The sequence below is a fragment of the Mesorhizobium sp. B4-1-4 genome, assembly GCF_006439395.2.
Taxonomy (GTDB): domain Bacteria; phylum Pseudomonadota; class Alphaproteobacteria; order Rhizobiales; family Rhizobiaceae; genus Mesorhizobium.
Window position 1 is genome coordinate 1128628 of sequence record NZ_CP083950.1, and the last position, 25073, is coordinate 1153700.

At 61.8% G+C, this 25073-nt stretch carries 31 protein-coding genes, 2 tRNA genes and 1 pseudogene; 15 read left to right on the top strand and 19 right to left on the bottom strand.

Annotation, left to right across the window (positions count from 1 at the left end):
- Positions 1–8 precede the first annotated feature (8 nt).
- The 4 genes from FJW03_RS05240 to purM are packed head-to-tail and all read right to left on the bottom strand — an operon-like array spanning position 9 to position 2452.
- Complete coding sequence (locus FJW03_RS05240) at positions 9–302, bottom strand: type II toxin-antitoxin system RelE/ParE family toxin (RefSeq protein ID WP_140765606.1); 294 nt, start codon at positions 300–302, stop codon at positions 9–11.
- 3 nt (positions 303–305) lie between these two features.
- Positions 306–581 (bottom strand): type II toxin-antitoxin system ParD family antitoxin, encoded by a 276-nt coding sequence (locus FJW03_RS05245; RefSeq protein ID WP_140611375.1) that lies wholly within the window; start codon positions 579–581, stop codon positions 306–308.
- Between the two features lie 51 nt (positions 582–632).
- Entirely contained in the window at positions 633–1346 is a 714-nt protein-coding gene (purN, locus tag FJW03_RS05250; protein WP_140765608.1) for a phosphoribosylglycinamide formyltransferase, read from the bottom strand.
- Complete coding sequence (gene purM, locus FJW03_RS05255; RefSeq protein ID WP_140765610.1) at positions 1343–2452, bottom strand: phosphoribosylformylglycinamidine cyclo-ligase; 1110 nt, start codon at positions 2450–2452, stop codon at positions 1343–1345. Before purM ends, purN begins: the two co-directional genes overlap by 4 nt.
- Before the next feature lie 210 nt (positions 2453–2662).
- On the opposite strand from purM, the gene FJW03_RS05260 reads away from it, so the two are divergent.
- From FJW03_RS05260 to hdaA, 3 genes are read left to right on the top strand one after another with little or no spacing between them, the layout of a single operon-like run.
- Positions 2663–3220 (top strand): CDP-alcohol phosphatidyltransferase family protein, encoded by a 558-nt coding sequence (locus FJW03_RS05260; RefSeq protein ID WP_140765612.1) that lies wholly within the window; start codon positions 2663–2665, stop codon positions 3218–3220.
- Positions 3192–4394 carry an AI-2E family transporter gene (locus FJW03_RS05265; protein WP_140611367.1) on the top strand — a complete coding sequence of 401 codons (1203 nt, stop codon included), beginning with the start codon at positions 3192–3194 and terminating at the stop codon, positions 4392–4394. Before FJW03_RS05260 ends, FJW03_RS05265 begins: the two co-directional genes overlap by 29 nt.
- A 1-nt stretch (position 4395) precedes the next feature.
- Positions 4396–5100: a DnaA regulatory inactivator HdaA gene (gene hdaA, locus FJW03_RS05270; protein ID WP_140765663.1), complete on the top strand. Its 705-nt coding sequence runs from the start codon at positions 4396–4398 to the stop codon at positions 5098–5100.
- A 301-nt stretch (positions 5101–5401) separates the two neighbouring features.
- On the opposite strand, the gene FJW03_RS05275 is transcribed toward hdaA, so the two are convergent.
- The 6 genes and pseudogenes from FJW03_RS05275 to FJW03_RS05300 all read right to left on the bottom strand — a co-directional run bounded on the left by FJW03_RS05275 (position 5402) and on the right by FJW03_RS05300 (position 8637).
- Complete coding sequence (locus tag FJW03_RS05275) at positions 5402–5755, bottom strand: cupin domain-containing protein (protein ID WP_226890593.1); 354 nt, start codon at positions 5753–5755, stop codon at positions 5402–5404.
- A 198-nt stretch (positions 5756–5953) separates the two neighbouring features.
- Positions 5954–6030: transfer RNA gene (locus FJW03_RS05280), tRNA-Pro, on the bottom strand.
- Positions 6031–6152: 122 nt separating this feature from the next.
- Entirely contained in the window at positions 6153–7235 is a 1083-nt protein-coding gene (locus FJW03_RS05285) for a tyrosine-type recombinase/integrase (RefSeq protein ID WP_140765616.1), read from the bottom strand.
- Positions 7236–7249: 14 nt separating this feature from the next.
- Positions 7250–7450, bottom strand: a pseudogene (locus FJW03_RS30320) (helix-turn-helix domain-containing protein); the annotation flags it as partial.
- A complete protein-coding gene (locus FJW03_RS05295) occupies positions 7410–8198 on the bottom strand; it encodes a hypothetical protein (protein ID WP_181173285.1) in 789 nt (262 codons plus the stop codon). The pseudogene FJW03_RS30320 and the gene FJW03_RS05295, both read right to left, overlap by 41 nt.
- A 46-nt stretch (positions 8199–8244) precedes the next feature.
- Complete coding sequence (locus FJW03_RS05300; protein WP_140765620.1) at positions 8245–8637, bottom strand: DUF968 domain-containing protein; 393 nt, start codon at positions 8635–8637, stop codon at positions 8245–8247.
- 77 nt (positions 8638–8714) lie between these two features.
- Here FJW03_RS05300 and FJW03_RS05305 point away from each other — a divergent pair, with 77 nt between their 5' ends.
- Positions 8715–8954, top strand: coding sequence for a hypothetical protein (locus FJW03_RS05305; protein ID WP_226890594.1), 240 nt, complete (start codon positions 8715–8717; stop codon positions 8952–8954).
- 178 nt (positions 8955–9132) lie between these two features.
- Here FJW03_RS05305 and FJW03_RS05310 read toward each other — a convergent pair whose 3' ends face one another.
- The 4 genes from FJW03_RS05310 to FJW03_RS05325 are packed head-to-tail and all read right to left on the bottom strand — an operon-like array spanning position 9133 to position 10735.
- Complete coding sequence (locus FJW03_RS05310) at positions 9133–9339, bottom strand: hypothetical protein (protein WP_181173286.1); 207 nt, start codon at positions 9337–9339, stop codon at positions 9133–9135.
- Positions 9340–9349: 10 nt separating this feature from the next.
- Positions 9350–10051: an SOS response-associated peptidase gene (locus FJW03_RS05315; RefSeq protein WP_140765622.1), complete on the bottom strand. Its 702-nt coding sequence runs from the start codon at positions 10049–10051 to the stop codon at positions 9350–9352.
- 10 nt (positions 10052–10061) lie between these two features.
- The gene (locus FJW03_RS05320) at positions 10062–10502 is read right to left on the bottom strand and encodes a hypothetical protein (RefSeq protein ID WP_140765624.1); all 441 of its coding nucleotides are present in this window, start codon (positions 10500–10502) and stop codon (positions 10062–10064) included.
- A complete protein-coding gene (locus FJW03_RS05325; RefSeq protein WP_140765626.1) occupies positions 10445–10735 on the bottom strand; it encodes a hypothetical protein in 291 nt (96 codons plus the stop codon). The genes FJW03_RS05320 and FJW03_RS05325 overlap by 58 nt, the downstream gene beginning before the upstream one ends.
- A 321-nt stretch (positions 10736–11056) precedes the next feature.
- Between FJW03_RS05325 and FJW03_RS05330 the strand changes: the two genes are divergently transcribed.
- Entirely contained in the window at positions 11057–11518 is a 462-nt protein-coding gene (locus FJW03_RS05330) for a hypothetical protein (RefSeq protein WP_181173287.1), read from the top strand.
- A gap of 30 nt (positions 11519–11548) precedes the next feature.
- Here FJW03_RS05330 and FJW03_RS05335 read toward each other — a convergent pair whose 3' ends face one another.
- Together FJW03_RS05335 and FJW03_RS05340 are read right to left on the bottom strand one after the other, a co-directional pair.
- On the bottom strand, positions 11549–12382 hold the full coding sequence (locus tag FJW03_RS05335) for a plasmid partitioning protein RepB C-terminal domain-containing protein (protein ID WP_140765628.1): 834 nt from the start codon (positions 12380–12382) through the stop codon (positions 11549–11551).
- Positions 12379–13959 carry a recombinase family protein gene (locus FJW03_RS05340; RefSeq protein WP_140765630.1) on the bottom strand — a complete coding sequence of 527 codons (1581 nt, stop codon included), beginning with the start codon at positions 13957–13959 and terminating at the stop codon, positions 12379–12381. Before FJW03_RS05340 ends, FJW03_RS05335 begins: the two co-directional genes overlap by 4 nt.
- A gap of 273 nt (positions 13960–14232) precedes the next feature.
- On the opposite strand from FJW03_RS05340, the gene FJW03_RS05345 reads away from it, so the two are divergent.
- Complete coding sequence (locus FJW03_RS05345) at positions 14233–14550, top strand: YMGG-like glycine zipper-containing protein (RefSeq protein ID WP_140765632.1); 318 nt, start codon at positions 14233–14235, stop codon at positions 14548–14550.
- On the opposite strand, the gene FJW03_RS05350 is transcribed toward FJW03_RS05345, so the two are convergent.
- A complete protein-coding gene (locus FJW03_RS05350; protein WP_181173288.1) occupies positions 14544–15215 on the bottom strand; it encodes a methyltransferase domain-containing protein in 672 nt (223 codons plus the stop codon). The genes FJW03_RS05345 and FJW03_RS05350 overlap by 7 nt on opposite strands.
- Positions 15216–15620: 405 nt before the next feature.
- On the opposite strand from FJW03_RS05350, the gene FJW03_RS05355 reads away from it, so the two are divergent.
- The 6 genes from FJW03_RS05355 to FJW03_RS05380 all read left to right on the top strand — a co-directional run bounded on the left by FJW03_RS05355 (position 15621) and on the right by FJW03_RS05380 (position 19291).
- Positions 15621–15926: an ETC complex I subunit gene (locus FJW03_RS05355; protein ID WP_140738129.1), complete on the top strand. Its 306-nt coding sequence runs from the start codon at positions 15621–15623 to the stop codon at positions 15924–15926.
- A 54-nt stretch (positions 15927–15980) separates the two neighbouring features.
- Positions 15981–16057, top strand: a tRNA-Arg gene (locus tag FJW03_RS05360).
- A 279-nt stretch (positions 16058–16336) separates the two neighbouring features.
- Entirely contained in the window at positions 16337–16558 is a 222-nt protein-coding gene (locus tag FJW03_RS05365; RefSeq protein ID WP_140611363.1) for a hypothetical protein, read from the top strand.
- A 180-nt stretch (positions 16559–16738) separates the two neighbouring features.
- Positions 16739–16906: a hypothetical protein gene (locus FJW03_RS05370; RefSeq protein ID WP_226890595.1), complete on the top strand. Its 168-nt coding sequence runs from the start codon at positions 16739–16741 to the stop codon at positions 16904–16906.
- A gap of 42 nt (positions 16907–16948) precedes the next feature.
- Positions 16949–17911, top strand: a complete 963-nt coding sequence (locus tag FJW03_RS05375) for a glycosyltransferase family 4 protein (protein WP_140765667.1) — start codon at positions 16949–16951, stop codon at positions 17909–17911.
- A gap of 153 nt (positions 17912–18064) precedes the next feature.
- Entirely contained in the window at positions 18065–19291 is a 1227-nt protein-coding gene (locus FJW03_RS05380) for an anion transporter (protein ID WP_140765635.1), read from the top strand.
- A 300-nt stretch (positions 19292–19591) separates the two neighbouring features.
- On the opposite strand, the gene FJW03_RS05385 is transcribed toward FJW03_RS05380, so the two are convergent.
- Together FJW03_RS05385 and FJW03_RS05390 are read right to left on the bottom strand one after the other, a co-directional pair.
- Positions 19592–20671 carry an HPP family protein gene (locus tag FJW03_RS05385; protein WP_140765637.1) on the bottom strand — a complete coding sequence of 360 codons (1080 nt, stop codon included), beginning with the start codon at positions 20669–20671 and terminating at the stop codon, positions 19592–19594.
- Between the two features lie 230 nt (positions 20672–20901).
- Positions 20902–22083: a cystathionine beta-lyase gene (locus FJW03_RS05390; RefSeq protein ID WP_140765639.1), complete on the bottom strand. Its 1182-nt coding sequence runs from the start codon at positions 22081–22083 to the stop codon at positions 20902–20904.
- A gap of 89 nt (positions 22084–22172) precedes the next feature.
- On the opposite strand from FJW03_RS05390, the gene FJW03_RS05395 reads away from it, so the two are divergent.
- The 3 genes from FJW03_RS05395 to FJW03_RS05405 all read left to right on the top strand — a co-directional run bounded on the left by FJW03_RS05395 (position 22173) and on the right by FJW03_RS05405 (position 25070).
- Entirely contained in the window at positions 22173–22421 is a 249-nt protein-coding gene (locus FJW03_RS05395) for a hypothetical protein (RefSeq protein ID WP_140765641.1), read from the top strand.
- Between the two features lie 369 nt (positions 22422–22790).
- The gene (locus tag FJW03_RS05400; RefSeq protein WP_140611351.1) at positions 22791–23819 is read left to right on the top strand and encodes an amino acid ABC transporter substrate-binding protein; all 1029 of its coding nucleotides are present in this window, start codon (positions 22791–22793) and stop codon (positions 23817–23819) included.
- 63 nt (positions 23820–23882) lie between these two features.
- Positions 23883–25070 carry an amino acid ABC transporter permease gene (locus FJW03_RS05405; RefSeq protein ID WP_140611349.1) on the top strand — a complete coding sequence of 396 codons (1188 nt, stop codon included), beginning with the start codon at positions 23883–23885 and terminating at the stop codon, positions 25068–25070.
- Positions 25071–25073: the final 3 nt, after the last annotated feature.

A 25073-nucleotide genomic window follows, 5' to 3' on the forward strand; every position in this document is an offset into this window, starting at 1 on the left:
CTTCGATCCTAAAACAGCGTCGACACATCACGCGCGCCATGCACGATGCGCACGATCTCGATCCGTCTTCCGGCCAGGCGATAGAGAGTTAGATAGTTGCCTATGGTCAGCGCTCTGGCGTCAGCGGCGATGTCGGGTCTGCGCGGTCCTGATTCGGGAAAGTCAGCAAGGTGCAGGATGCGCTCGGCGATGGCATCTAGAAAATGGTCGGCGGCACGTGGGCTGTCCCCGGCGATGGCAAGCCAGATATCGACAAGATCATTTTCCGCCGCTGGGCTGCGAATGATCTGTATGCTTCCCATGGCCTATTTCTTGGAAGCGTCGATGAGCCGGCTGCGGGCTTTTCGCTTGATGTCCTCGATGTCGAAATCAGCAAACGGGCCGCTCTCCAGCCCCTCCGCCCAAGCCTTGCGCAATCGCTCAACTTCGGCTTCGCGGAGCGGCTGACGCAAGCGCCACTCGCGCAGCGCCTCGCGGATCACTTCACTTGCCGATCCATAGCGTCCGCTGCCGACGGCGTCCTTGACCATCTCCAGGAGTTCCGGGGAAAGCGCCACGCTCACTTTTTCGACTGTCGTCATCGAACTGTCTCCTTGGTCAGAAGGTAGCAATATTTGCTACCAGCCTCAAGGTCAGGGCGTAATCCGTGCCAGATGCTCAAGGTCGGCTTCCTCGCGCAGCGGGTCGGGTGCCATCACCACCGAAGTGCCGTTGTCGGCATCGTCGGCAAAATGGGCAAGCACGGTTCGGCCGGCCTCCATGCGCGCCTTTCCCTCGGCGACCAATCCCAGGGCCAGAGGATAGAGCCTGTGCTCGGCTTTCAGCACCCGGGCAGCCAGCATATCCGCATTGTCGCCGACCATCACCGGCACGGCAGCCTGGGCGATGATCGGGCCGTCGTCCATTTCGGCTGTGACGAAATGGACGGTGCAGCCGTGGATGCGAAGGCCGGCTGCGAGCGCCCTTGCATGGGTGTCGAGGCCCTTGAACGCGGGCAGCAGGGCGGGGTGGATATTGATCATGCGGCCCTGCCATTTCTCGACAAAGCCGGTGGTGAGCATACGCATATAGCCGGCCAGCGCCACGATCTCGGCATTGAATGCCTTGAGTGCCGCGTCGATCGCGGCATCATGCGCCTGCTTGCTGCCATGGTCGGCACGGGAAATGACCTGCGTGGCGATGCCGCGGGCCTTGGCGATGGCGAGCCCAGCGGCATCCGCCTTGTCGGAAATGACGCCGACGATCTCGGCCGGGAAGGCCAGGTCACTCGCCGCCGCGATCAGCGCCGTCATGTTGGAGCCACGTCCCGATATCAGAACGACGGTGCGTTTCCTCCGCGTGCTCATAGGCCGATCGAGCCCCGATAGATCACTCCGGCGTCGCGGCGCGGCACGATGCGGCCGATCGGCGTCACCGTCTCGCCGGCTTCCTGCAACACCGCGGCGACCTGCGCCGCCTGGCCGGACGCCACCGCCAGGATCATGCCGATGCCGCAATTGAAGGTACGCATCATCTCCTCCGGCGCCACGCCGCCGGTCTTGGCCAGCCAGGAGAAGACCGGAGGCACGTCGATCGCCTCGAGATCGAGCTCGGCCGAGAAATCCTTGGGCAGCACGCGTGGAATGTTTTCCGGGAAGCCGCCGCCGGTGATGTGCGCCAGCGCCTTGATGCCGTGCGTGTTGCGGATCGCCTTCAGGATTGACTTGACGTAGATACGCGTCGGTTCGAGCAGCGCCTCGGCCAGTGTGGCCTCGTCGTTGAACGGCGCCGGATCGCCCCAGGCAAGGCCGCTGGCGGCAACGATGCGGCGCACCAGGGAAAAGCCGTTGGAGTGCAGGCCGGAGGAGGCGAGGCCCAAAAGCACGTCGCCCTCGACGATGTCGTCGGTGGGCAAAAGCTGGCCGCGTTCAGCCGCACCCACGGCAAAGCCGGCAAGGTCATAATCCTTGCCATGATACATGCCGGGCATTTCCGCGGTCTCGCCGCCGATCAGCGCGCAGCCGGCCTGCCGGCATCCTTGGGCGATGCCGCCGACGATCGCTGCGCCCTGGTCGGGATCGAGCTTGCCGGTGGCGAAATAATCGAGGAAGAACAGCGGCTCCGCGCCCTGCACGACGATGTCGTTGACGCACATGGCGACGAGATCGATGCCGATCGTGTCGTGCTTGCCGGCATCGATGGCGATCTTGAGCTTGGTGCCTACGCCGTCATTGGCGGCCACCAGAACCGGATCGGTGAAACCGGCAGCCTTGAGGTCGAACAGGCCGCCGAAACCGCCGATCTCGCCGTCCGCGCCCGGCCGGCGCGTGGCGCGCACCAGCGGCTTGATCTTCTCGACCATCAGATTGCCGGCATCGATGTCGACGCCGGCCTCGGCGTAGGTGAGCCCGTTCCTGCGCTTGCCCGTTTTTTGCTGGCCCGTTTTGTGCTGGCCAGTTTCGCGCTTGCTCATCGCAATTTTCCTGCTCGTTTGCGGGCTCTTCGCATGAACGGTTTCTGTCCGCAAGGATAAGGGCGGAAGCGGGCGCCATTTGGCCCGACAAAAGCGTGGATAGCCGGGGCATCGCACGCGGCGTTTGCGGCTAGCCAATCTGCTTCTTGCTTGCCTCGGCTCTCCATCTGCCTCATCTATCTCAAGGCAAAAATACGGCGGGACAATGTGTTGACCATCCCCAACATGATCACCATCCTGCGTCTTGTCCTGGTGCCCGCCGTGGTGCTGGCGATGCTGCAGGCGCGCTGGGACTGGGCCTTTGCCGGGTTCGTCATCGCCGGCGTCTCGGACGGCGTCGACGGCTTCATCGCCCGCCGTTTCAACCAACGGTCCAGGCTCGGCGCCTATCTCGATCCGATGGCCGACAAGCTGCTGCTGGTGTCGGCGTTCGTCGTCATGGGCCTCGCAGGCGAACTGCCGCTGTGGCTTGTCATCACCATGGTGTCGCGCGACGCGCTGATCGTTTGCGCCGTATTGCTGTCTACCGTCATGGCCCATCCGGTCGAGATGAAGCCGCTTCTGGTGTCGAAGGCCAATACCGCCATCCAGATCGTGCTGGCGGCGACTGTGCTGGGAGAGCTCGCCTTTGCCACGCACCTCGACCCTCTGCGGCCTGCCCTCATATTGCTGTCCGGGGTCTTGACCGTGGCTTCGGCCACGGCCTATCTCGTGACTTGGCTGAGGCATATGAGCGGCTATGGCGAAAGCTCCACTCCGGACATCTGAGAAAGAAGCGGCAGTGATCGAAGCTGCGGCTGCCGATCTTGCCGCGTCCTCCGCGTTCCGCCGGCAGATCTTCTTCTGGCTCGCCGGCGCGGCGATCCTGGCGCTTTTCCTCTATGTCTTCAGCGCCATCCTGCTGCCTTTCGTCGCCGGCATGGTGCTCGCCTATTTCCTCGATCCCGTCGCCGACCGGCTGCAGCGGCTCGGCCTGTCGCGCTTCATGGCGACGGTGGTCATCCTCATCACCTTCCTCATCGTACTGGTGCTGGCTTTCGTCATCCTCATTCCGGTTCTGGCCACCCAGATGGCCGATTTCGCCGGCAAGCTGCCGGAGTATCTGACCCGGCTGCAGAGCCTGATCACATCCTTCGATCCGAAGTGGCTGGAACAGAAATTCGGCGTCAACGCCAATGGTTTGCGCGACGGGCTGAACTCCTTGCTGACCTCGGGCTTCGGCCTGCTCACCACGGTCTTCACTTCGATCTGGAGTTCCGGCGTGGCGCTGGTTTCGGTGGTCAGCCTGTTCGTGGTGACGCCGGTCGTCGCCTTCTACATGCTGCTCGACTGGGATCGCATGGTGGCGGTCATCGACAGCTGGGTGCCGCGCGACAATGTCGCGACCGTGCGCGCCATCGCGCGCGACGTCAACACCGCGACCGCCGGCTTCGTCCGCGGCCAGGGTACGCTCTGCCTTGTCCTGGGCGCCATGTATGCCACCGGCCTGACGCTGACCGGCCTGAATTTCGGCATTCTCATCGGTTTGTTCGCCGGACTGATCTCTTTCATCCCTTATGTCGGCTCTCTGACCGGACTGGTGCTGGCCGTTGGCGTCGCTTTCGTGCAGTTCTGGCCGGATTGGACCATGATCGTCGCGGTGGCGGTGGTCTTCTTCATCGGCCAGTTCATCGAAGGCAACATCCTGCAGCCCAGGCTGGTCGGCAAAAGTGTCGGCCTGCACCCGGTGTGGCTGATGTTCGCGCTGTTTGCCTTCGGTGCGCTGTTCGGCTTCGTCGGCTTGCTGATTGCGGTGCCGGCATCCGCCGCCGTCGCCGTGCTGGTGCGCTTTGCCATAGCCCGCTATCTCGAATCGCCGCTCTACAAGGGCCATTCGACACAGCCTTTGCCGCCGCTGCCGGCCGATCGCGGCGGGGGCCACCGCACGCAGTCGCGTGGCTGAAGTGACCGCCCAGCGAACCGATCCGCCGCGCCAACTGCCGCTCGATCTCGGCCATGGCACCGGCTATTCCCGGGACGAACTCGTTGTCTCCGGCACCAACCACCAGGCGGCGGCGCTGGTCGACCGTTGGCCGGACTGGCCGTCGCCGGTGGTGGTGCTGGCCGGTCCCGCCGGTTCCGGCAAGACGCATCTTTCCTCAATCTGGCGTGCGCATGCCAACGCGCTGGCTGTGGATGCCAGGCGCATTGGTGACAGCATCGCCAATCTCGGCGCTCGCCCTGCGCTGATCGACGATGTCGATGCAGGGGCAATCGACGAACAAGGCCTGTTCCATCTTATCAATGCGGTGCGTGGCGCCGGCTCGACGCTGTTGTTGACGGCGCGCCGCTTTCCCCTGGCCTGGGGTGTTTCGCTGCCGGACCTTGCGTCACGGCTGAAGGCGGCGGCGACGGTCGAGATCCATGAGCCTGATGATCTCCTGCTCGCCGGCGTCATCACCAAGCTGTTCGCCGACCGCCAGGTCGAGGTCGAACCGCATGTGGTGCAGTATCTGGTGCGGCGCATCGAACGCTCGCTGGCGACAGCAATGCGCCTGGTGGAGCGGCTCGACCGCACCGCGCTCGAGCGCAAGATGCCGATCACCAGAGCGTTGGCGGCCGAAACGGTCAGCGCCATGGATGAGGGGCAGGGCGAGTTCGAGATCTAGAGCAGTTCCAGGAAAGGTGTGAAACGGTTCTGTCCGGAATTGCGTCAAAACAAGAGTTAGGCCGGCCTCGATATTCATCCGGCCTGCAAATGGCGGTTCGTTGTCCCCAACTGCCGTCCCATTTCGGGAAACAGCAACTGGCATCCATCTTGCAACGCAAGCTTGCCGGCTGATCCCGGTCCTGATTGCGCTCCAAATCAGGTGCGGGCTCGCCGGGCACGAGGCGGTTGGGGTTCTCGCCCGGCGAGCTTGCTTTCAAATGCATTGGGGCGATTGCCGATGCTCAGACGGCGGAACGTGCTCAACCGCGGCGGTAGCCGGCAAGTTGGGCGTCGTCGACGTCAGGCAAATTGATCACGATGTTCTCAGGGGTCCCGCAGGCCAGCCACCACAGTTCTTCCGTCGTGCTCATATTGGCCTCGAGATGCGGAAGGAACGGCGGCACGAACATGAAATCGCCCGCCGATAACTCGACGAATTCCTGATAGTTCTCGCCGAAATAGATACGGGCATTGCCCGACAGCAGGTATGCGCCGGTTTCAGCTTCGCCATGGTGGTGTGGCAGCGAACGGAAGCCAGGCGCGTTGCTGGCCTTGCCGAACCACAGTCTTGTCGCCGAGGTGTGTTGCGGCCCGACACCGGTCACCAGCGCCATGCCCCCGGACTGGCTGGTCTTGTTGCTCTCTTGGCCCTTCCGGGTAATCACTGGCCTGTTGTTTGCCGCCATTTCGAAGCCCCCATTGCCGTCTTCAGACTTGCACCAGAAAACTGTCGCGGCAAGCCCACGACCGGAAGCGGCGCAAGGTGGCCAGACGGTCACGCCGAGGCTATCGATACTGCGTTTCGAGAAGGATGGTCGGAGTGGAGAGATTCGAACTCCCGACCCTCTGGTCCCAAACCAGATGCGCTACCAGCCTGCGCTACACTCCGAACGTTGCGGGCTATAGGGTTTCGGGCTTTCCGTGGCAACCCCTGAAAACACAAAAACGGAACGAACGGCATACAAGTCCCACGAATGGCGCCAAAAGTCCCACCAAAAGTGCCACGGATGTTCATTTCTTGTTCTCCGCCGTCGCGGCTGGCACTTCGGTCTCGTTAGGGATGCGCGCCGCTTCGCTGGCTTCCATGCCTGCCCGAAGATCGTCTTTCGTCACGTGGGAATAGCGCGACGTGGTGGCAAGCTCGGTGTGCCCGAGAAGCTTTTGAGCCATCTTCAGGTTGCCCGTGGCGCGCACCAGGCGCGTGGCGGCGGTGTGGCGGTTGTCATGAAACCGGTAATCCTCGACGCCGGCCCGGCCCTTCGTGCGGCGCCACTCGGTCTTGAAGCCTTCCATGGTGATCGGCTCGCGGCTTCCCTTGACGACACCGGGGCGCGGCCGCTTGACGACATAGGAGAAGACCGCCGTCTTGTGGTGATCCTTCAGGCCCCACAGGAGAGCGAACATCGCTTCCGTCATCGGTATCGTGCGGGTCTTGTCCCCCTTGCCGGTCACGCGGAATTCCCGATTGAAGAAATCGACATCCTTCCACTCGAGCCCGACAATCTCAGCTCGACGGCAACCGGACAGGATTGCGAAGCGCAGCGCCGGGGCGTAGTCGCCGCGGATCGCCGCCATGAACTTGGCCTCTTCGTCGGCAGTCGCTTCCCTTACCCGCTCCTGCGGCTCCTTGAGGAAATGATCCTTCCACTCGATGTCGGAAACGGTCTGCTTCCATGTGCGCCGCGCACGCCTCAGCAAAGCCCGCAGGACTTCACAGACGCTTCGGTTGACGGTTGCAGCAGAAACACCTTCGCCACGTCTCTTGGCCACCGCCTTGGCCACCGTGGCATCATTTATGGCGGATATCATGGTCAATGCGCCGATCTGCTCCTGAAGCCATTCCAAGGAGCGCAGCGTGTCGACGTGGTTGCGATGGAACTGCCCGACCTCGTTCCAATATTGAGCAGCTGCAGCCTTGAAGGCGAGGGGCTTGCTGGCATCGAATTGCAGCCCCTTCAGGCGCGTTCGTTCGGCCTCTTCAACCTTTTCAGCTTCGCGCTTTGACGTGCATCCAGTCGGGCCTGAAAATCGCTGGCGTCTATAACGGAAGTCGTACGAGTATTCCGATTGGCCGGGGCGCTTGAAAACTGACATTTGCGGGCCTCTCGAAATTCTTCAAGGTCGGTCGGGTCGTACCGCCGGGTTTCTCGCTTCTCGCCCAGGCCGATATTGACGTAGCGAATCCGGCCGGCGCAAGTCAGCGCGCGCAACTGCTTCTCGGATATGCACAGTTCCCGCGCCGCTTCGGTCGGGGACAGGAGCGCCCGGTTACCCATTGTCTGTACCGGTCCGGTTGGGGAAACTGGCATCCAAGCGATCGGCGCTCAACCGTAGCCCTGTCGCCACCGGCTCCGATGCCGGCTCCTGTATGGTGAGGGCGGATTGGCAAAATCGTGCAATGGAGTCTGCGAAGCGGTGGAGCGCGTCACGCTTGAAAGCCATGTTCCAGGTGCGCGGGCCGTATTCTTCGCCGCCGGCATCTTCTGCCAACTGCTCGATAAACTCCTGGGTCAGCCCTTGTCTCGGCTTCAGAGGGGCGGTGTTCTCGGTCATGCTGCAGCCTTTCTGGATGGGCTCAACCGTGGACGCGCGAATAGCCGGGTCGGCATTCCAGGCCCACACGTACTTGTCTCGACCTGGCCGGCCGCTTCGCGTGTCCTTGCCGCTATGTGAAAAACCAATGCGAACCCATCCGTCGAACCGGTAAAGGTTGCCACCGTGAATTACGGCGTCCTGATAGCTAATAGCCCAGGGCTTTTTCATAGCCGGGAAGATGAATTCCCGCCATAAACGGACAGCAACACGGCAGAGATCGGGGCGCTCTGCGCATACCCGTGATAGCTCGATAGCATCCGCCCGCGTCAGACCCTTGACGGCGGCCGCCATAAGATGGTCCGTCGCAGTGACTGCGACTAGCCGGCCACTGTGCCGCAAGCCGTGCGCTGATGTCGGGGTAGGCCGATTGATCGGCCCCATGCGATGCCCCCAAATATCCAGGCACGAATTTAACTCGTGCAAGCTGATGGCGTCGAAGCTGATGAGCGGATCGATCAGCATCAGATGGTCACCCGATCCAGCCCCGGCGTATGCCTTACTGTCTCTGTCATGGCTTCCTCGCTGAACGAATGATGATTTCGGCGGCCTCATCGTCGCCAGTGACCGCATAGAGGGCCAAGGCAACCCGGCAGGGGTCGATGGCGTGACCTTCCCAAAAGGCGCGCTCTGCCTGGCTGTGCTGTTCATGGTGGAGGGCTGAACTCAGCGGGACCGTCCAACGGTCGTCAGGCTTCTCCGCGCCGCCGACTTCCCGCTTTCCGTAGGCAGGATCCGCGTACCGGATATGTGCGGCTTCGACGGGCCGGCCACCGGTGACAATACAGGGAAGGGTGCGTATCCATTTCAGGTGTGCGTCGTCCTCCTGGCGCGGCCGGCGGCGGCCTTTCGCTGGTGAGGTTGAGAACGCCGTCGGCGGACGCTTGATCGCAAAGCCGGCCATCAGCGCACCGCCTGGTCATGAGGGATCACCTGAAGATCCACATCCACGCCGTGCAACGTGAGGCCGGCAAGCCTGCGATGGTCCTCATGGCCGATAAAGGCCGCTATGCCGGTGGCGCCTTCGTCACGTTCAAGGCTGGCAAGCGGCAAGCGCTGTGGGATCGCGTGCAAGGGAAAGCCGGCGGCCCTGTCCCGAAGGGGCTTAAGACAGACAAGGCCGAATGGCTGAAGCCCGGTCTCGTCGGTCGTGTTAGGTTCCTAAAAGGCGAAGAAAAGCTTCGCCATGCGAAGCTGCTCGATTTCAGGGACAAACAGTAGGTCGTGGCACACTAACGGCTAGAGGTATCGATCGCCGTCGGCGCGATGTTCGAGGCAAAACCAATGCGAGGATTGCCTTGGTCGGGCAAATCCGAAAGGCGCTCGTTTGCCGCAGCCTGGGTTCTAGCAAACGTGGTTCTCTATACGATGGCGCTCACGCGGCACCGGTGTCATGCCTTCAGCAAGTCTGATTGGTTCGTCGCTCATCGATATGCCTGCGGGCTGTTGCACCTAGTTCGTCAAGCTTCTGCTGCAAATGACCGTTCAGCACCATCATCTCCTTTAGCGCTTTCATGACGTCGCCGTTGTGAAGGGCAACGAACTTGTCGGCCGCCGCCTGTAGTGCTGCCTCTTGCCGACTGTCGAGCCTGACAATGTGGTCCATTGCATGCCTCCTAGAGCAGAGATCCTTGCGCCGGCTGCTGCGGGAACTTGATCTGGGTCGCCGGCTTCTCGACGATGACCAGTGCGTCGTCTGGGGCGGTGCGCTGCAGCTTCTTCGCTTCCGACCACGGCGCGGTAAGCCAGGTCTCGATTTCTTCCTGCGTGGTCAGCATGACCGGCATCGCCTTCTCGTGGATCGGAGCGATGAGAGCGTTCGGCTGCGTTGTCATGAAACCATACAGCTCGAAATCACCGGGACCGTCCTTGACCTTGCGCATGCCTTGCCACCGTGTCCACAGGCCAGCAAAGAAGAACAGTGGCTTGTCTTCACCGCGGGCGAACCAGACATTGCGCTGAATGCCCGTTTCCGGATCCTTGTCGCCCGGTGTAGGGGAGGGCTCGGCGAAACTGGTGACGGGCACGACGCATCGATGCTCAACCCCGACATATTGCTGCCAGTGACCGTACTGCGGATTGCGGATGTTGGTGGTGCCGTAGTCAGCCTTTCCCTTCACACGCTCCGGCGGCGTCGGCAAGCCCCATAGGAGGTTGGCAAGCTCGCGCTGGCCATCCTGCGCGTTGCGCACCACAGGGCCGGGCTGGTTGGGGTAGACGTCGAGAGACGGCTGAAGGTTGCCGGCGATGTCGCGCAGCGTTCGCGTGAACTGGCGGATCGCCTCCTGGCTGGTGGTGACATTGTAGAGATTGCACATGTCGTTGCCCCTAGTATCGCAGGATCTCGGGGACGCTCAGCGGCCCGAGTTCCAGAATGCGCTGGTATTCACCGGTTCGGCGCCAGACGCCCATTGCCCTGCCGTTCTCGCGATCCTTGGCGGGATCGAACATGATGCCGCCGAAGCGGTCAAGGAACGCCTTGGCATCGGCCTGATTTGCGAAGCAGTGCAGCCGCCATTCTTCATATTTGCCATCCGGCCAGACCGCCTGCACGTGCCGAATCTGAGGCGCTGCGCCCATCTTTTCGCAGAACCTCGCGATCATAGTGAAGTTCCGCTCGGTGCAGATATCGTCCGGTAGCGCGACCTGGTGCGGCCATTGCCGATCGATGACCGTTGGGGACGGCTTGACGCGATTGCGCTTGACCAAGCCTAGACCAGTTCCAGCATCAGATAATTGCCAGGCTTTTCCAGCCAGCTGGCGCAGCATGCGTCGATGGCCGCCTTGTTGGCTTCCATCCAGACTGACGCGGCCTCGTCTTCTCCCTCGGTGATCTGCTCATCATCTGGGAAGCTTTGGATATCCCAGCCTTCAAGGGCGAACATGCCGTCCGCAGCGGCTTCGGCGCTGATACCTGCGCGCGCGAAAACCGCCTCTGCAGCGGCAATGCCTTGCGCGATCTCATCGGACGACGCGCCCTCTATGTTCAAGCGAAGCTGCATGACTGCCTCCTGTGGCTATCCTTCCCGTAGTGAACAAAATGAGAACGTGAGAGTCAAGAGCGGCTTGACGAGGCAGGAATATGTTCCTTATTTCTGCATGCATATGAGCAGGGAAGGGTTATGGAAAAGCGCCGAGGCGCGCCGACTGGTGGATCCATCTCCGATCTGGAACGAGCTGGCGCGGATGTAATCGAAGCGGCTGGCGGTCACTGCATTGCTGCGGGTTCTCGCCAGGAACGCGGAACTGGAACGCGAGCTGGCGCTGTCGCGCGCTGCGGTTCCAACGGTTTTTCGCGTGGCTGGCATAGAGAACGAAGCTGAATGGCAAAGACGGCCGAGGACAATTTCCGCATCGAGGTTTGGGACCGCGAGGAGACGGCGCTTGCCGAGACGATCAATCGCTCGCCGGATTCGAGCGTCAGTCAGGCCGCCTGGCAGGCCTCAATTCGGCGCCGGCCCGGCATGCTGCTGATCCACTACAACAGCCGCCACGTCATGGAAAAGATCATCACGCCTGGCGAAGTGAAAATCCCACCGCAAACGATTATCGACGGCAGCATTCACGCCGGGCTAGATGTCGCGCTTGGCGATCTGCGCTCATGGCACACGTTGCGGGCCTGGTGTACAAAATGCTCGCATCACGCTGTGGTAAAGCCGGAAGGGCTGATCAGGCGATATGGCAGGGATGCCTTGTTCAGCTCGGTCGAGCGAGCGCTTTTCTGCACGAACTGCGATCGAGGCGGGCCGGTTAGGCTCGAGGTCCACAGCATGCCGCGAAACTGAGCGATCCGACAATTCCAATGATCGATCGCTTTACGATTCGCCTTGCGTATCAGCGAGGCTGTCGTAGATGCCTGGATCAGCCAGGCCATGGAACTCGGCGAACTGCTTCGGAAAACTGTGCGCCAGATAACGCACCACGTTGAGATTATTCATCAGCCGGTTGAAATACGCGCTGGTCGCTACAAGCTCCAGACTCCAGACGCCGCGGCATGCATTGGCATCCAGGAACTCGTGGCTCAATGCACCAAACTCGATTTCCATCGCCGCCAACGTATCGGTGTCAATGCCGAAGAAATGTTGTCTGGGAATTGAAGGATCCGCCAGCTTCGACTGCGGCGTGAGCGCGATGATGACCCTGGCGCTGATGAACGTCACCCTGTCCAACGCCACCATCAGTTTCGCCGCTTCTACCTGTCGGCTCGGCGTACCCTTCTTCAGCAAACCAAAGATCTTCGGATGGACCCCAAAATCCTCCAGAATCTCGACTGCCTCAGGGCAAATTCCTGCGATCAGCGGTTCACTGGGCATCACTGTTTGGTCAAGCCTTCCACGTGGGCTGAAACCCTGGCTGGCCGAGAGCCTTTCCGCGACCTCTGCCGGCATCGTTGCCAGGCCTTCCGCCTTCAGCACCGCATTGAATGTCTCGACCACCATCAGTTGGCGAAGAACCTGCACGATCATTTCCACGCGCTCGCGCATCGCCTGCGTCTCGCGAATGAAGCGCCTCATGCGCTCGCAATGACGCTTGTAAGTTCTACGCAGCAAATAGGGATGAAGAGGCTTTTGTGGCTCCTGCAAGACGCCGGTCAGACGCGTTGCATGGCGGCTGCTTTCCAGGATGCGCTGGGCCGCGGTTCTGGTCATGTCTGTAAGCCTGGCTCGATCTGCGTGCGTCTTGCCATCGCCACCACCGGCGCGAACGACTGGAAGAGATAGGGATCGAAGTCCATGCCGCTATTTGCCCTCATCATAGCCGGCAATGCTCTAAAGACGTCTGTCGGCGCTATCAGGAAATCGCGGACCTTGACATTATCGGGCATCACTCTGACCAATATCGTGATGTCGGACACGGCCTGGCGTCGCCGCCTGACCGGCCAGCGGGGATAGCCACAGCTCGTGACGCGGCAGCGTGCGGTCCATAGCGCGACCGTGAACTCCTTGTTAACGCGAACAAGCGCGGCCTTCCTATCGTAACGGGCCTCTCCGCCGACTTTTTCGATTGCCGCCACAAGGTCATCGATGATCTCGAGCCGTCGTTGGTGAAGTCGGGTGTTTTGGTCGAAATATCTGTAGTTCAACGAGGAATCGAACCCGACCAGCTTATAAGCCGCCTGGAGGGTTCCGAAGCGGTGAATGTACATGCTCTTCGTGCAGCGGCCATGCGCCGCATTGATGATCGAGCCAGATAACCAGCCTTTCTTCTCGAGAATCTTGGCGAGATCGATCAGCAATTGCTCGTTGCTGATACGCAAAGCGCCAAACTTCTCCGCGGCCACAAACGCTTGCGCCCGCTGGAACACTGCGAGGCTGACAAGTGGCTCATTCACGTTTTCGGCGCGGACCCAGGCGCTTGGTGGATTGGCGGTCCGCTTGCTATGGAGCTTGGTGTTCGTCTTGTTCCAGACGTTGTTCCCTATATATTTTTCATTGGTAAGGATCGACTGCACCGAACTAGTCGTCCATGACGTATTCAATTCTGAGGGCACCCCGCGCTCATTCAGCGCCTTCGCGATCTGGAACGCTTTTTTGCCCTTTTTCACAAACTGATTGAAAACCCAGCGGACGATTTCGATTTCGTCTGCAGGCCCTGGCACTAGGATGACCCGGTCCGTTACCAAGCTCTTCCATTCCCCAACTTTGAGGATAGTCTTTGGTCGCCCCGAACCATCTATGAGCAAGCGCCGGAAACCGTAGCCGGCGTATCCGCCACCCCTGAATCCCAACCTGACGACCCGGCTTTGGCCGATAAAGACCTTCTCCGACAGCATTCGGCTGGCCTCGGCGGCCATACTGCGTTTGATGACCTTCAGGACATCTGATCCGACGCTGCCGTCATTGGCGAATTGCTCGGCGCAGAACTCTATCCGCACCCCCGCCATCTGGCATCGATACTCATATGAGGCGCTTTCATTGATGTTTTGGAAGCGTCCCCAGCGGCTCACATCGTAGACGATTATGGTTTCGAAATCGGCCGTTCCGCCCTCGACGTCGGATAATAGTTGCTGCATGCCAGGGCGGCCCTCAATATTCAGCCCACTTCGGCCGGGGTCCTGATAGGTGGCAACAATGTCATAACCCATGACGTCGGCATAACTGCGGATCGCGTCTTTCTGGTTCTCGATGGAGTGGACCTGCTGGTCCGTGGACATTCGCAGATATTGGGCCGCGCGCGCGCGTCGCCTTCCTGATGGAGCGTTTTGGGCCGCTGCAACTTTTTCCATCGCCTTGCGCCGTCTTATCGTAGTTCCAGTCTAGCGATCGGGGGCCTGCGGCTTGGTTAGCAATTCTACTCCAATTTATGTCAAAGAGAGTGCATCGCTTGGCGCACCCGCCCGATAAGCGACGGGCGGGTTTTCCTCTTTGGAAACCACGCACTTCAACTGCCAGGAAACCATGTCTCACTTCGTGACAAAGCGCGCCGCCGTTCCGCCGCAATGCGACCGCACTTGGGCGCAATCGGCCCGTGTGCGTGGCCTCAAAAGGAGGTTCTTCAGATGACCATCAAGAAAGCGATTTTCGCCGTCCTCATGACCGCCGCCCTTGCCGGCTGCGAGACACAGACTGAAGGCCAGCAGCGTGCCACCACGGGCGCCCTGCTCGGCGGCGCCGGCGGCGCGCTGGTCGGCCAGGCCATCGGCGGCAACACCAAGAGCACGGTCATCGGCGCGGCCGGCGGCGCGCTGCTCGGCGCCGTCGTCGGCTCGGCCACCACCCCGCAGCCCCGCGGCCAGCAGCTCTGCCGCTACCAGGACCGCTACGGCCGCATCTACACCGCGCCTTGCGACGACCGGTATTACAACGGCAATTATTGAGGCTCCGCTGACGCCTTCTTTGCGAAGGCCCAGACCATCAGCGGGTATTCCTCGTCGTTGCTGAGATCGCGCCACAGGCCGTAGGCGCGTACGGGGCCGCCTATATGGGCCCTGGCGCAAGCCTTGTTGCCCCAGCCATCGACCTTGACGTTGGCTTCGGGGAAGCCGCCTTCGACCATCAGTTGCTTGAGGCCGGCGGGGGTCCATCTGCTGTAGTCGTGCGGCCTGGCGTGCACCCGGAACAAGAAGGGTGTCGCCACCATCGCCCAGCCGCCAGGCCTGGTCATGGCATGGATGTTTTGGGCTGCCGCCAGCGGCCGCCGCACATGTTCCAGCACCTGGTCGGCGATGACGATGGAATATTGTTCCTCTGTATGGTCCTTGCAGATATCGAAATCAGGGAAATCGACCGACCGGTAGTTCGGACACATCGCCCGCCAATAGCGGTTCCAGCCGGGCGAGATCTCGATGACGTCGGAGGCCTTGCGGTTGGCCGCTTCAAGGAAGAGCGTGAACGCCTCGATCTGGCGTATGCGCAGCCAGTTGCGGGAATCGTAGCCAAGCAGGCGTTTGGCCACCTGTTTGCCGCGGGTTTTCAGGGTGCCGGCAAGGCTCGTCGTCACATCGACCTCCTCCAAAACCCGCCGTGTCGGAGTTTCTATCATCGCGAAGTGCGCAAAAGATGACAAAGCCCTTGGCCCCGCCGCACACCGACGCCACTTGACCAGAGCTCTAGTTCCGTCCTCTTAGCCCGGTTTCAATCGGCTGCCAGTCAGCCATCTCTATCTCCTATCCGAACGAAAAGCGGCGCTCGCGCGGAAAGTCCCACGCAAAGTACCACGGGCGATTCATTGATGCGTTTGAACTATTTGAAGGAGCGGGGGAATTCGCGCCAAGCGCCACTTTTCCCAAACCAGATGCGCTACCAGCCTGCGCTACACTCCGAACGGTCTGTTGCCTATTCATTTCGGTGCTACATGGCAAGTGCAAAAACCTTGCCGCGGTCCCCATTGCGCAGTAATGACGGGCGAAAGGGCGGCGATGCTGCCTTGCACAGTAACGAGGTGGCCATGTCCGCGCGCATTTTCAGCCCAGCCAAAACCGCGATGCAATCCGGCAAGGCCAAGACCGGCCACTGGGTGCTGGAATTCGACCCCGAGATGCGCAAGAAAATCGATCCTCTGATGGGCTATACCACGTCGGGGGACATGAAAAGCCAGATCAGGCTCACCTTCGACACGCGGGAAGAGGCGGTGGCCTACGCGGAAAAGGAAGGGCTTGCATTCCGCGTCGAGGAGCCGAAAGAGCCCAAGCGTCGCCAGATTTCCTATGCGGAGAATTTCCGCTATGACCGCAGGACGCCCTGGACGCATTGAACGCAGGCCCAAATGGGCTCCAGAGCGAACACTACCGGCCCTGAGCCGGCCAGCGGTCCCGTAGCTCAGCTGGATAGAGCACCGGCCTTCTAAGCCGATGGTCACAGGTTCGAATCCTGTCGGGATCGCCAACAATTTCAACGGGTTATCCGTTTGATCTTGCCGAAGCCGCCGAATCTTCCCGCCGATCGCTGCCAAGGCTGCGGCGCTGTGTAACGGAAGCTGGGCGGGAATTTCAGGCCCGTCCGCGCGGCGACCGTGAAATTATTTCGTGATCTGCCAAGGCTGGAACCTTAGCGCGCACTGCGCGTTCGGGGCCTTGTATTCGCGGAGCCTCATAAAGGGCAATGTGCGGGCTGGCGAATGGGCGAGGCAAAGCAAGCGCGGGTTGGGGGAGGAGAAGCCAAGCCATGTCGAAACGTGAAATTGGAACGTCCCCTGCCTTGGGGCGGCGTATCGCCGAACTGAAGGCCAGAATGCGGGATGCCGAAATTTCCGATTATGAGATGAAGACCTTTCACAAGGTCGCCGCCATCATGGGGGCAGGCGACGGCTCCCTACAACTGGATGCCGACGACCTGATCGCGGCATCTTTCGTTGTCGAGGCGGGCGAATCGATGCCCAACCGCTGACGTTCAGGATTTCCCTGCATCCGCTTGAATTCGGTGAATGAGCTTTGCTTTCATCGCCGGAGCACGATCGTCCATTAGCGAGCGTGCCCGGCTCCGGGTCATCTGATCTCGAATTGAAGGAAAGTCTTATCTGTTTGCGTTGGCACGTCATGGCAGGGACGGCTAACGGAGTGGAACAGGATGAAGCTTGACCTGTCGCCGACCAGCTGGGGCAGGGTGATCGCTGTCACGGCCGCCGGCACGGCATTCTTCATTGCTGTGGCGTTCTTCGTACGTTCCAGCCTTCTTGAGCTCCTCGACCGTCCCGGCCGACGGCACGGCCGGGGCGTTTTCGGTGCCGGCGAATGAATGGCGAGACAGCCCCGGCAAGGCCAGATAAGCACAGCGATCATGATCCATTTGTTCAACGGCTTTCAAAACCCGTTTGGCGGCAGCGAACGCGAAACCCTGGAACTGTATCGGCTGTTGAGCGCCGACTCGGCAGTACGTCTTTGGGCAACCTCCTCGCGCGTGTCCGACGAGTTGATGCGGCAGTTTCCGATTCGCCGTATCTCGCCGGCCACGCGCAACGTGCCCGATGGCGCCACCTATGTTTTCGTCGGCGCGCACTGGCGCAACAAGCTGTGGCCCTACCTGATCCGGCGGCCGCGCCGGCTGATCTATGTCTTCAACACCTTCCATCCGAAGATCATTGCGCTGACGACACGCATGCCGCGCCTGCTGGGCTGGCCGGAAGCTGAATTGGTGCTGATCTCCGATTTTCAAAAGCGCATGCTGCATGTCGAAGGCGTCGTGCATCCGTCGCCGATCGATATCGACCGTTTCTCACCACGGGTGGCAAGGCCGGATGGTCCGTTTACCGTGGGGCGGCTGAGCCGGGATACGGCGGACAAGCATCATGGCGACGATGTGGCGCTCTACGAGGCCTTGCTGGCCGATGGCGCTGCGGTACGGATTCAGGGCGGGATGCCGCTCAGGGACAAGCTCGCGCCGCACCCCCAACTCGAACTCCTGCCTCAGGGCCAACTGGCCGCCGAACAGTTCTTGCCGAAGCTCGACGTGTTCTACTATCGCACCGGTTCCCATGTGGAGACATTCGGCCGCGTGGTATTCGAGGCGATGGCCTGCGGTTTGCCCGTGGTCAGCCATTCGCATGGCGGCTACGCCGACCATATCAGGCACGGCGAAAACGGCTACCTGTTCGAAACGACGCAACAGGCGGCAGCGATTCTGGCCGAACTCAAAACCGACCCGGCGCTGCGGGCGAGAGTGGGCCGCAAGGCGCGGCAGACCGTCGAGGAACTGTTTTCGCCACAGGCATTGCGGCAGCGGCTGGACTTTTATCGCAGTTAGCGGTGCCACGCGGCCTGGTCTTCCAGACACTCTCGGCCAACGATCCAACCAGCTCGTTTGGCATCGATCTCCACATCGCGCTAAGGCTTTCATCAGGCGAATCGCGGGGCGGCCGGCATCGGTGCGCAAACAGATCGAGCAGGGCTTCTATCGATGACACTGATGGGCGCGACGGCACTGCTGATCCTGGTCCTCACCTATGCCGGCGTCGCCATCGGCCGTATACCTGGCCTGCGCCTTGACCGGGCAGGCATTGCGCTGCTTGGCGGCGCGGCGATGATCGCCATCGGCACGGTCAGCATGGAGGATGCCTACCGCGCCATCAATTTCGACACCATCACGCTTCTCCTCGGCATGATGATCGTGGTGGCGCATCTGAAGGTGTCGGGCGCCTTCCGCGGCCTTGGCGCCATCGCCATCGAGCATGCGCATGCGCCCTTCATGCTCCTGGTGATGGTGACGCTGCTGACCGGCGTGCTCTCGGCCTTCCTGGTCAATGACGCCATCTGTCTGGTCATGGCGCCGATCGTCGTCCACGTCACCCGCGTCATCAACCGCAACCCGGTTCCCTATCTGATCGCCACCGCCACGGCGTCGAACTGCGGCAGTGTCGCCACCATTACCGGCAATCCGCAGAATATGGTCATCGGGGCGCTGTCGGGCATTTCCTATCCGGCCTTTTCGGCGGCGCTGGCGCCGGTCGCCTTGTTCGGCCTTGTCGCGGTCATCGTCATCGTGCGCATCGTCTACCGGGCCGAATTCACCCGCACCGCCCAATTGACGCCGCATCTCTCGCGCGGCCGCATGCATCGCGGGCAAGTGCTGAAGGCCGTGATTGTCTGCATCGGGTTGGCCATTGCCTTCTTCGCCGGCGTTCCCGTTGCCAAGGCAGCCTTGATCGGCGGCGCCATTCTCCTGCTCACCCGCGCCATCAAGCCGGAACGCATCTACCGTGAGATCGATGGCCCGCTGTTGTTCATGTTCGCCGGTCTGTTCGTGGTGGTGGCGGGCGCCGAAAGGACGCTGCTGACGCCCGACATCATTGCCTCGGCCAGGAATCTCGGCCTGGACGACGTCTGGCGCCTGTCCGGCTTCACGGCGGTACTCTCCAACATCATGAGCAATGTTCCGGCCGTGCTGGCGCTGCGGCCGTTCATACCCGGCCTGGAGAATCCGGAGCGCGCCTGGCTGGTCGTCGCCATGAGCTCGACGCTGGCCGGCAATTTCACGTTGCTCGGCTCGGTCGCCAACCTGATCGTCGCCGAACAGGCGCGCAGCGCGGGCACGCAGCTATCGTTCGGCGCTTTCTTCAAGGTCGGCCTGCCGCTGACGCTGGTGACGCTCGTCGTCGGGACCGCGTGGCTGGCGTTCGGATTCTAGACCCGGCTGCCTGGAATCCGCGATAGCGATGGATCAGCATGATCGAAAAGCTACCGTCGATCAGCAGCACGATTTTCCGCATGACCGGACCAAGGATCTGCGCCCCCGACGCCAGGATCGAGCGGCGCAGGCCGCGCCATGATGACTCGTGGATGCATGCCGCCCGCCGCGACGAGGCCGGGTGCGGTTCCCTGTACCTCGAGCGGGCCCGCGGGTCAGGGCGATACGTCGACATGGCCTTTCATCTTGAGTTGGAAGCGGAAAAACATCGACCGCTCCCACCGTGGCGGCACCGCTATTTCAAGCCGCCGCCAATCCCTTGCCTGCCGTTTGCACGCGCGCGGCCGCCGCCAGAAGGTCGGTCTGGGTGATCAGGCCGAGAATCCGCCGCTCGCCGTCGACGATGACCACGGCATGGCTGCGCCCGTCGGTCAGCACCGGCAGCAGGCTCATCGCCGGCGCCTCGGGCGCGGCGGTGCCGGCTTTCGACATCACGCTCTTCACGGTGTCGGTGGCTTTCGTCAGTTCGCGCAAGCCGACGGCGCCAACCAGCCTTGCTTCGGCGTCGACCACCGGCAAGGTGCGGATATTATGATCGAGCAGTTGCTGGCGCGCCTCGTCGATCGTGGCCTGCTCGGGCACTGAAACGACGTCGCGGGACATAATGTCCTTGCACAGCAGCGTCCGGTGCGAGCGCACCATGGCCTGCAACTCGACTTGTCTCAGCAGCCGTTCGAGGTCGTCGCGGTCGATGTCGAACGTCTCGTCGAGCGTGGTCAGCGCCGCGTCGATATCCTCGGGCCGGAAGCCGACGCGCTGCTGCGCCGGCGGATCGGCGGTGCCGTGGCTGTTGGCGGCGGGGGCGGCGACATGCGGATAGTTGCGCCGCGCGAGTTTGTGGAAGAGGAAGCCGAGCGTGACCAGAATGGTCGAATTCAAGGCCACCGGCACGAACGGAAACAGGAAGCCCGCGCTGATGACGGCCGGCCCACCGAGCACCCCCGTCAGCGCCGCCGCGCCGCCTGGCGGATGCAGGCAGCGTGTGAACGACATCGCCGCGATGGCGAGCGCTACAGCCAGGCCCGACGCAATGACCGGATCATGGACGAAATGCGCCACGGTAACCCCCACCAGCGCCGATATCGAATTGCCGCCGATGATCGACCAGGGCTGCGCCAGCGGGCTCGCCGGTACGGCGAAGAGAAGCACGGCGGATGCGCCCATCGGCGCCACCAGCAGGGCTACGTGCGGGCCGCCGCCCATGGCCAGCCCGCTGATCACGCCGGTCAGCGCGATGCCGAGCGTGGCGCCGATACACGCCAGCATGCGTTCACGCAGCGTCGCGCCGGCGAGGATGGGGACAAAAAGACGAAAGGCCATGGGCAAGCCTATGACGAGTGGGTTGAGCGCGGATTCCGGTGCGCCACGCAATGCAGCCGAACCCGCGGATTTGAAAGTCAAACAAATCCGGAAAGTCGCGACCCGGGAGAATAATATTGCGCGCCGCGCCTCGCCGGACTGCTGCGAGAGGCTCGCGCTTTGTCATCAGCGTCAAAGATGTTGTGGTCGTTCTTGCCGTTCCGTCCGGCAGTCGGCCTCGTTTGCGACGGTCAGGCGGCGGCTGCGGCCAGGCCGCGCATGATGTCGGTTTTCAGGTCGTCGACATCCTCAAGGCCGATCTGCAGGCGGATCAACGGACCTTCATAAGGGGCCGTTGCAACAACGCGGTCGATGAGCCAGACCGGCACCGCAAGGCTCTCATACCCACCCCAGGAATAGCCGAGCCCAAATATCCGCAGCGCGTCGAGGAAGGCGTGCTGCTGTCTCTGGCCGCCTCCGGCAAGCACGATCGAAAAGATGCCGCTCGAACCGGTGAAGTCGCGCTTCCATAGGTTGTAGTCAGGATGGCTGGGAAGGGCGGGGTGAAGCACGCGCGCCACGCCCTTCTCGCCTTCGAGCCACGACGCGATGGCGAATGCGCTGCGCTGGTGATGCTCCAGGCGCACGCCCATGGTCCGCAGGCCGCGCAGCACCTGGTAGACATCGTCGGGGCCCGCGCAGCAACCAAGCGTGCAAAAGCTCTCATAAAGTTGCTTCCAGCAGCTCTCATTGGCCGAGACCGTGCCAAGCAGCACGTCGGAATGGCCGGCCGGATATTTGGTTGCTGCATGGATGGAGATGTCGACGCCATGGTCGAGCGGCCGGAAATAGAGCGGCGTCGCCCAGGTATTGTCCATCATCACGATGGCGCCGGCCGCACGCGCCGCCTTGGCGATCGCCGGGATATCCTGCACCTCGAAGGTGTTGGAAGCCGGCGATTCCGTGAACACGACCCTGGTGTTGGGCTTGATCAAGGCGGCAATGCCAGCGCCGATGCGGGGATCATAATACTCCACCTCGACGCCGAGCCGCTTCAGCATCGTGTCGGCGAAATTGCGGGTCGGATGGTAGACGGAATCGACGATCAGGAGATGATCGCCGGCCGATAGGAAGGCGAGCAGCGGAACGGTCACCGCTGCCAGGCCAGACGGCACCACGATGGTGCCGGCGGATCCCTCCAGCGCGTCGATGGCGTGGGCAAGGGCATCCGTCGTCGGCGTGCCGCGCGTACCGTAAGTGTATTTCTGGCTGCGTCCCACCATTGCTTCGGCATTGCGGAACAGCACGGTGGAGGCATGCACAACCGGCGGATTGACGAAGCCGAAATAGTCATGCGGGTTGTTGCCCGAATGGGCAAGCCGCGTGTTGATGCCCACCTTGCCGTAACCCTGCGCGCTGCCGTCTTTCGCCATTCTTCTTCGCCTTGTTTGATAGGGCGCTAGCCATAGTGCGGCGTCATGGGCCGTGCAACAGCCCAGCACCCGCCAGGAATGGACTTCGAATGTGCCAATTCTCCAGCGGATCGGCGTCGCGGCCAGGCGCCGACCTCGCTGCCAAGTGCGTGGTGCTGATCGCCCTGCTGTTCGTTGTCGGCGTCATGAACATGGTGGGGGTCGCCGCCATCGCCGTCCTCGTTTCCCCGGGAAAAGGCAGTCACGGCCCAGTTGATCCCGCGCATTTCCGGCGCGTTGATGGCGGCGGCCGGAACGAGGCTCCCATCTCGCGCGTTCCAAGGCCGCAGCCCTGGTGACAGTCTTCGGAAGGGCCAATTCGTGGCGCGTCCAGATCAGTAGCGCCAAAGCTATTGCGAAGATGGATTTCGTTACCGCGGCCCCGCATTGTGTTGAATGCGCTTTGCCGGCTTTATTTGCACACTGATCAAATTGCGGGTGCGTTTGTCTGCAATTCAGGCAAACAGGGCAATCGATTTTCAAACACGTTGGGATTCGGTCATTTCCCTTGACCTCACGGGAATTATCGCCTTCGATGCCGTCCGTGAATGGGAGGCAGCGCGTCGGTTGCGATGCGGGGTTCCGGGAATGGGCCGGGATGGGAACTGCGTTCACACGGGAAAAAAGATCAGGGTTTGCCTGAAAACAGAGAAAAGGGTCTGTGGGTCATGAAACATATTGCTTTCGGCATTCTTGGCGCCGCCACGCTGGGGATTATGGCGTCGGCCGCTTCGGCGAGCACGCTCGACACCGTCAAGGCGAAGGGCTTCATCCAGTGTGGCGTCTCGACAGGTTTGGCCGGCTTCTCGGCGCCGGATGACAAGGGTGACTGGCAAGGCATCGACGCGGATTTCTGCCGCGCCGTTGCAGCCGCTGTCTTCGGTGACGGCACCAAGGTCAAGTTCACGCCGCTCAGCGCCAAGGAGCGCTTCACCGCCCTGCAGTCCGGCGAGGTCGACGTTCTGTCGCGCAACACCACCTGGACCATCAACCGCGACACAGCACTTGGCCTGAATTTCGTCGGCACGACCTACTATGACGGCCAGGGTTTCATGATCAACGCCAAGAAACTGCCGGGCGTCAATTCGGCGCTCCAGCTTTCGGGCGCCGCCGTCTGCGTGCAGAGCGGCACCACCACCGAGCTCAATCTCGCCGACTACTTCAAGGCGAACAAGATGGAGTACAATCCGGTCGTCTTCGAGAAGCTCGAAGAGGTCAATGCCGCCTACGATGCCGGCCGCTGCGATGTCTACACCACCGACCAGTCGGGTCTCTACGGCATCCGCCTCACTCTCGGCTCGCCAGCCGATCACGTCGTGCTGCCCGAGATCATCTCCAAGGAGCCGCTCGGACCGGCGGTGCGCCAGGGCGACGACCAGTGGTACCATATCGTCAAGTGGACCTATTTCGCGCTGCTCGACGCCGAGGAACTTGGCATCACCAAGGCCAATGTCGATGAGATGAAGAACTCGACAAGCCCCGAGATCAAGCGCGTGCTCGGCCAGGAAGCCGACACCAAGATCGGCACCGATCTCGGCGTCTCCAATGACTGGGTCGTCAACATCGTCAAGGCCGTCGGCAATTACGGCGAAATGTTCGATCGCAATGTCGGCTCGGGCAGCCCGCTCAAGATCGCTCGCGGCATCAACGCGCTGTGGACCAAGGGCGGCCTGCAATATGCTCCGCCGATCCGCTGATTGAAATGTGATCCGGGAGGCATATCATCTGCCTCCCGGTTTCTCTTTCCAGGGGACGGTCGAATGGCATCGCAGGAAGTTCTTCGCGAGGAGTCCAGCCGGGCTTCCTTCGTCAATGATCCGAAAGTCCGCAGTCTCTTCTTCCAGACGCTTGTCGTCATCGTTCTGTTCGGCTCTGTGTGGTGGATCGTGCAGAACGTCATCGACAATCTGCAGCGCCTGCACATCGCCTCCGGCTTCGGCTTCCTCAAGGGACGTGCCGGGTTCGATATCTCGGACACGCCGATCGCCTACACGTCTGACGATACTTACGGCCGCGCCATCGTCGTCGGCCTGATCAACACGATCATCGTCGCCGTCGCCGGCATCATCACCGCCACCATCATCGGCTTCGTCATCGGCATCGGCCGCCTGTCGCAGAACTGGCTGATCCAGAAGATCTGCACGGTCTATGTTGAGATCTTTCGCAACATCCCGCCGCTGCTGGTCATCTTCTTCTGGTATTCCGGCGTGCTTGCCGTGCTGCCGGCGCCACGTGACAGTATCCATCTGCCGTTTGGTTCCTTCCTCAACCAGCGCGGCTTCTATTTTCCGCGCACCATCTGGGGCGAGGGTTCCTGGCTGATCCTGGTGGCGCTCGTCGTGGCTGTTGCCATGGCATGGTTCGTCGCCCGCAGGGCGCGCCAGCGCCAGATGGCGACCGGCCAGCAATTCCCGGTGTTCTGGACCTCCTTCGCGCTGATCGTTGGCCTGCCGCTGCTCGCTTTCCTGCTCAGCGGAATGCCGCTCACCTTTGATCTGCCGAAACAGTCGACCTTCAACCTGACCGGCGGCTTCCAGGTCAAGCCGGAGTTCCTGTCGCTCTATCTGGCTCTGTCCTGCTACACGGCAGCCTTCATCGCCGAGATCGTGCGCGCCGGCATCAGGGGGGTCAGCAAAGGCCAGACCGAGGCGGCCGGCGCCCTGGGCTTGCGCTCGGGGCCGATTTTGCGGCTCGTCGTGGTGCCGCAGGCCATGCGCATCGTGATCCCGCCGCTGACCAGCCAGTATCTCAACCTGACCAAGAACTCGTCGCTGGCGATCGCCATCGGCTATCCGGACCTGACGGCGACCGCCGGCACCGTGCTCAACCAGACCGGACAGGCGGTCGAAGGCGTGCTGATCATGATGGTCGCCTACCTCATACTCAGCCTTGTGACCTCGGCCGTCATGAACGTGGTCAACGCCAAGATGGCGCTGGTGGAAAGGTAGAGC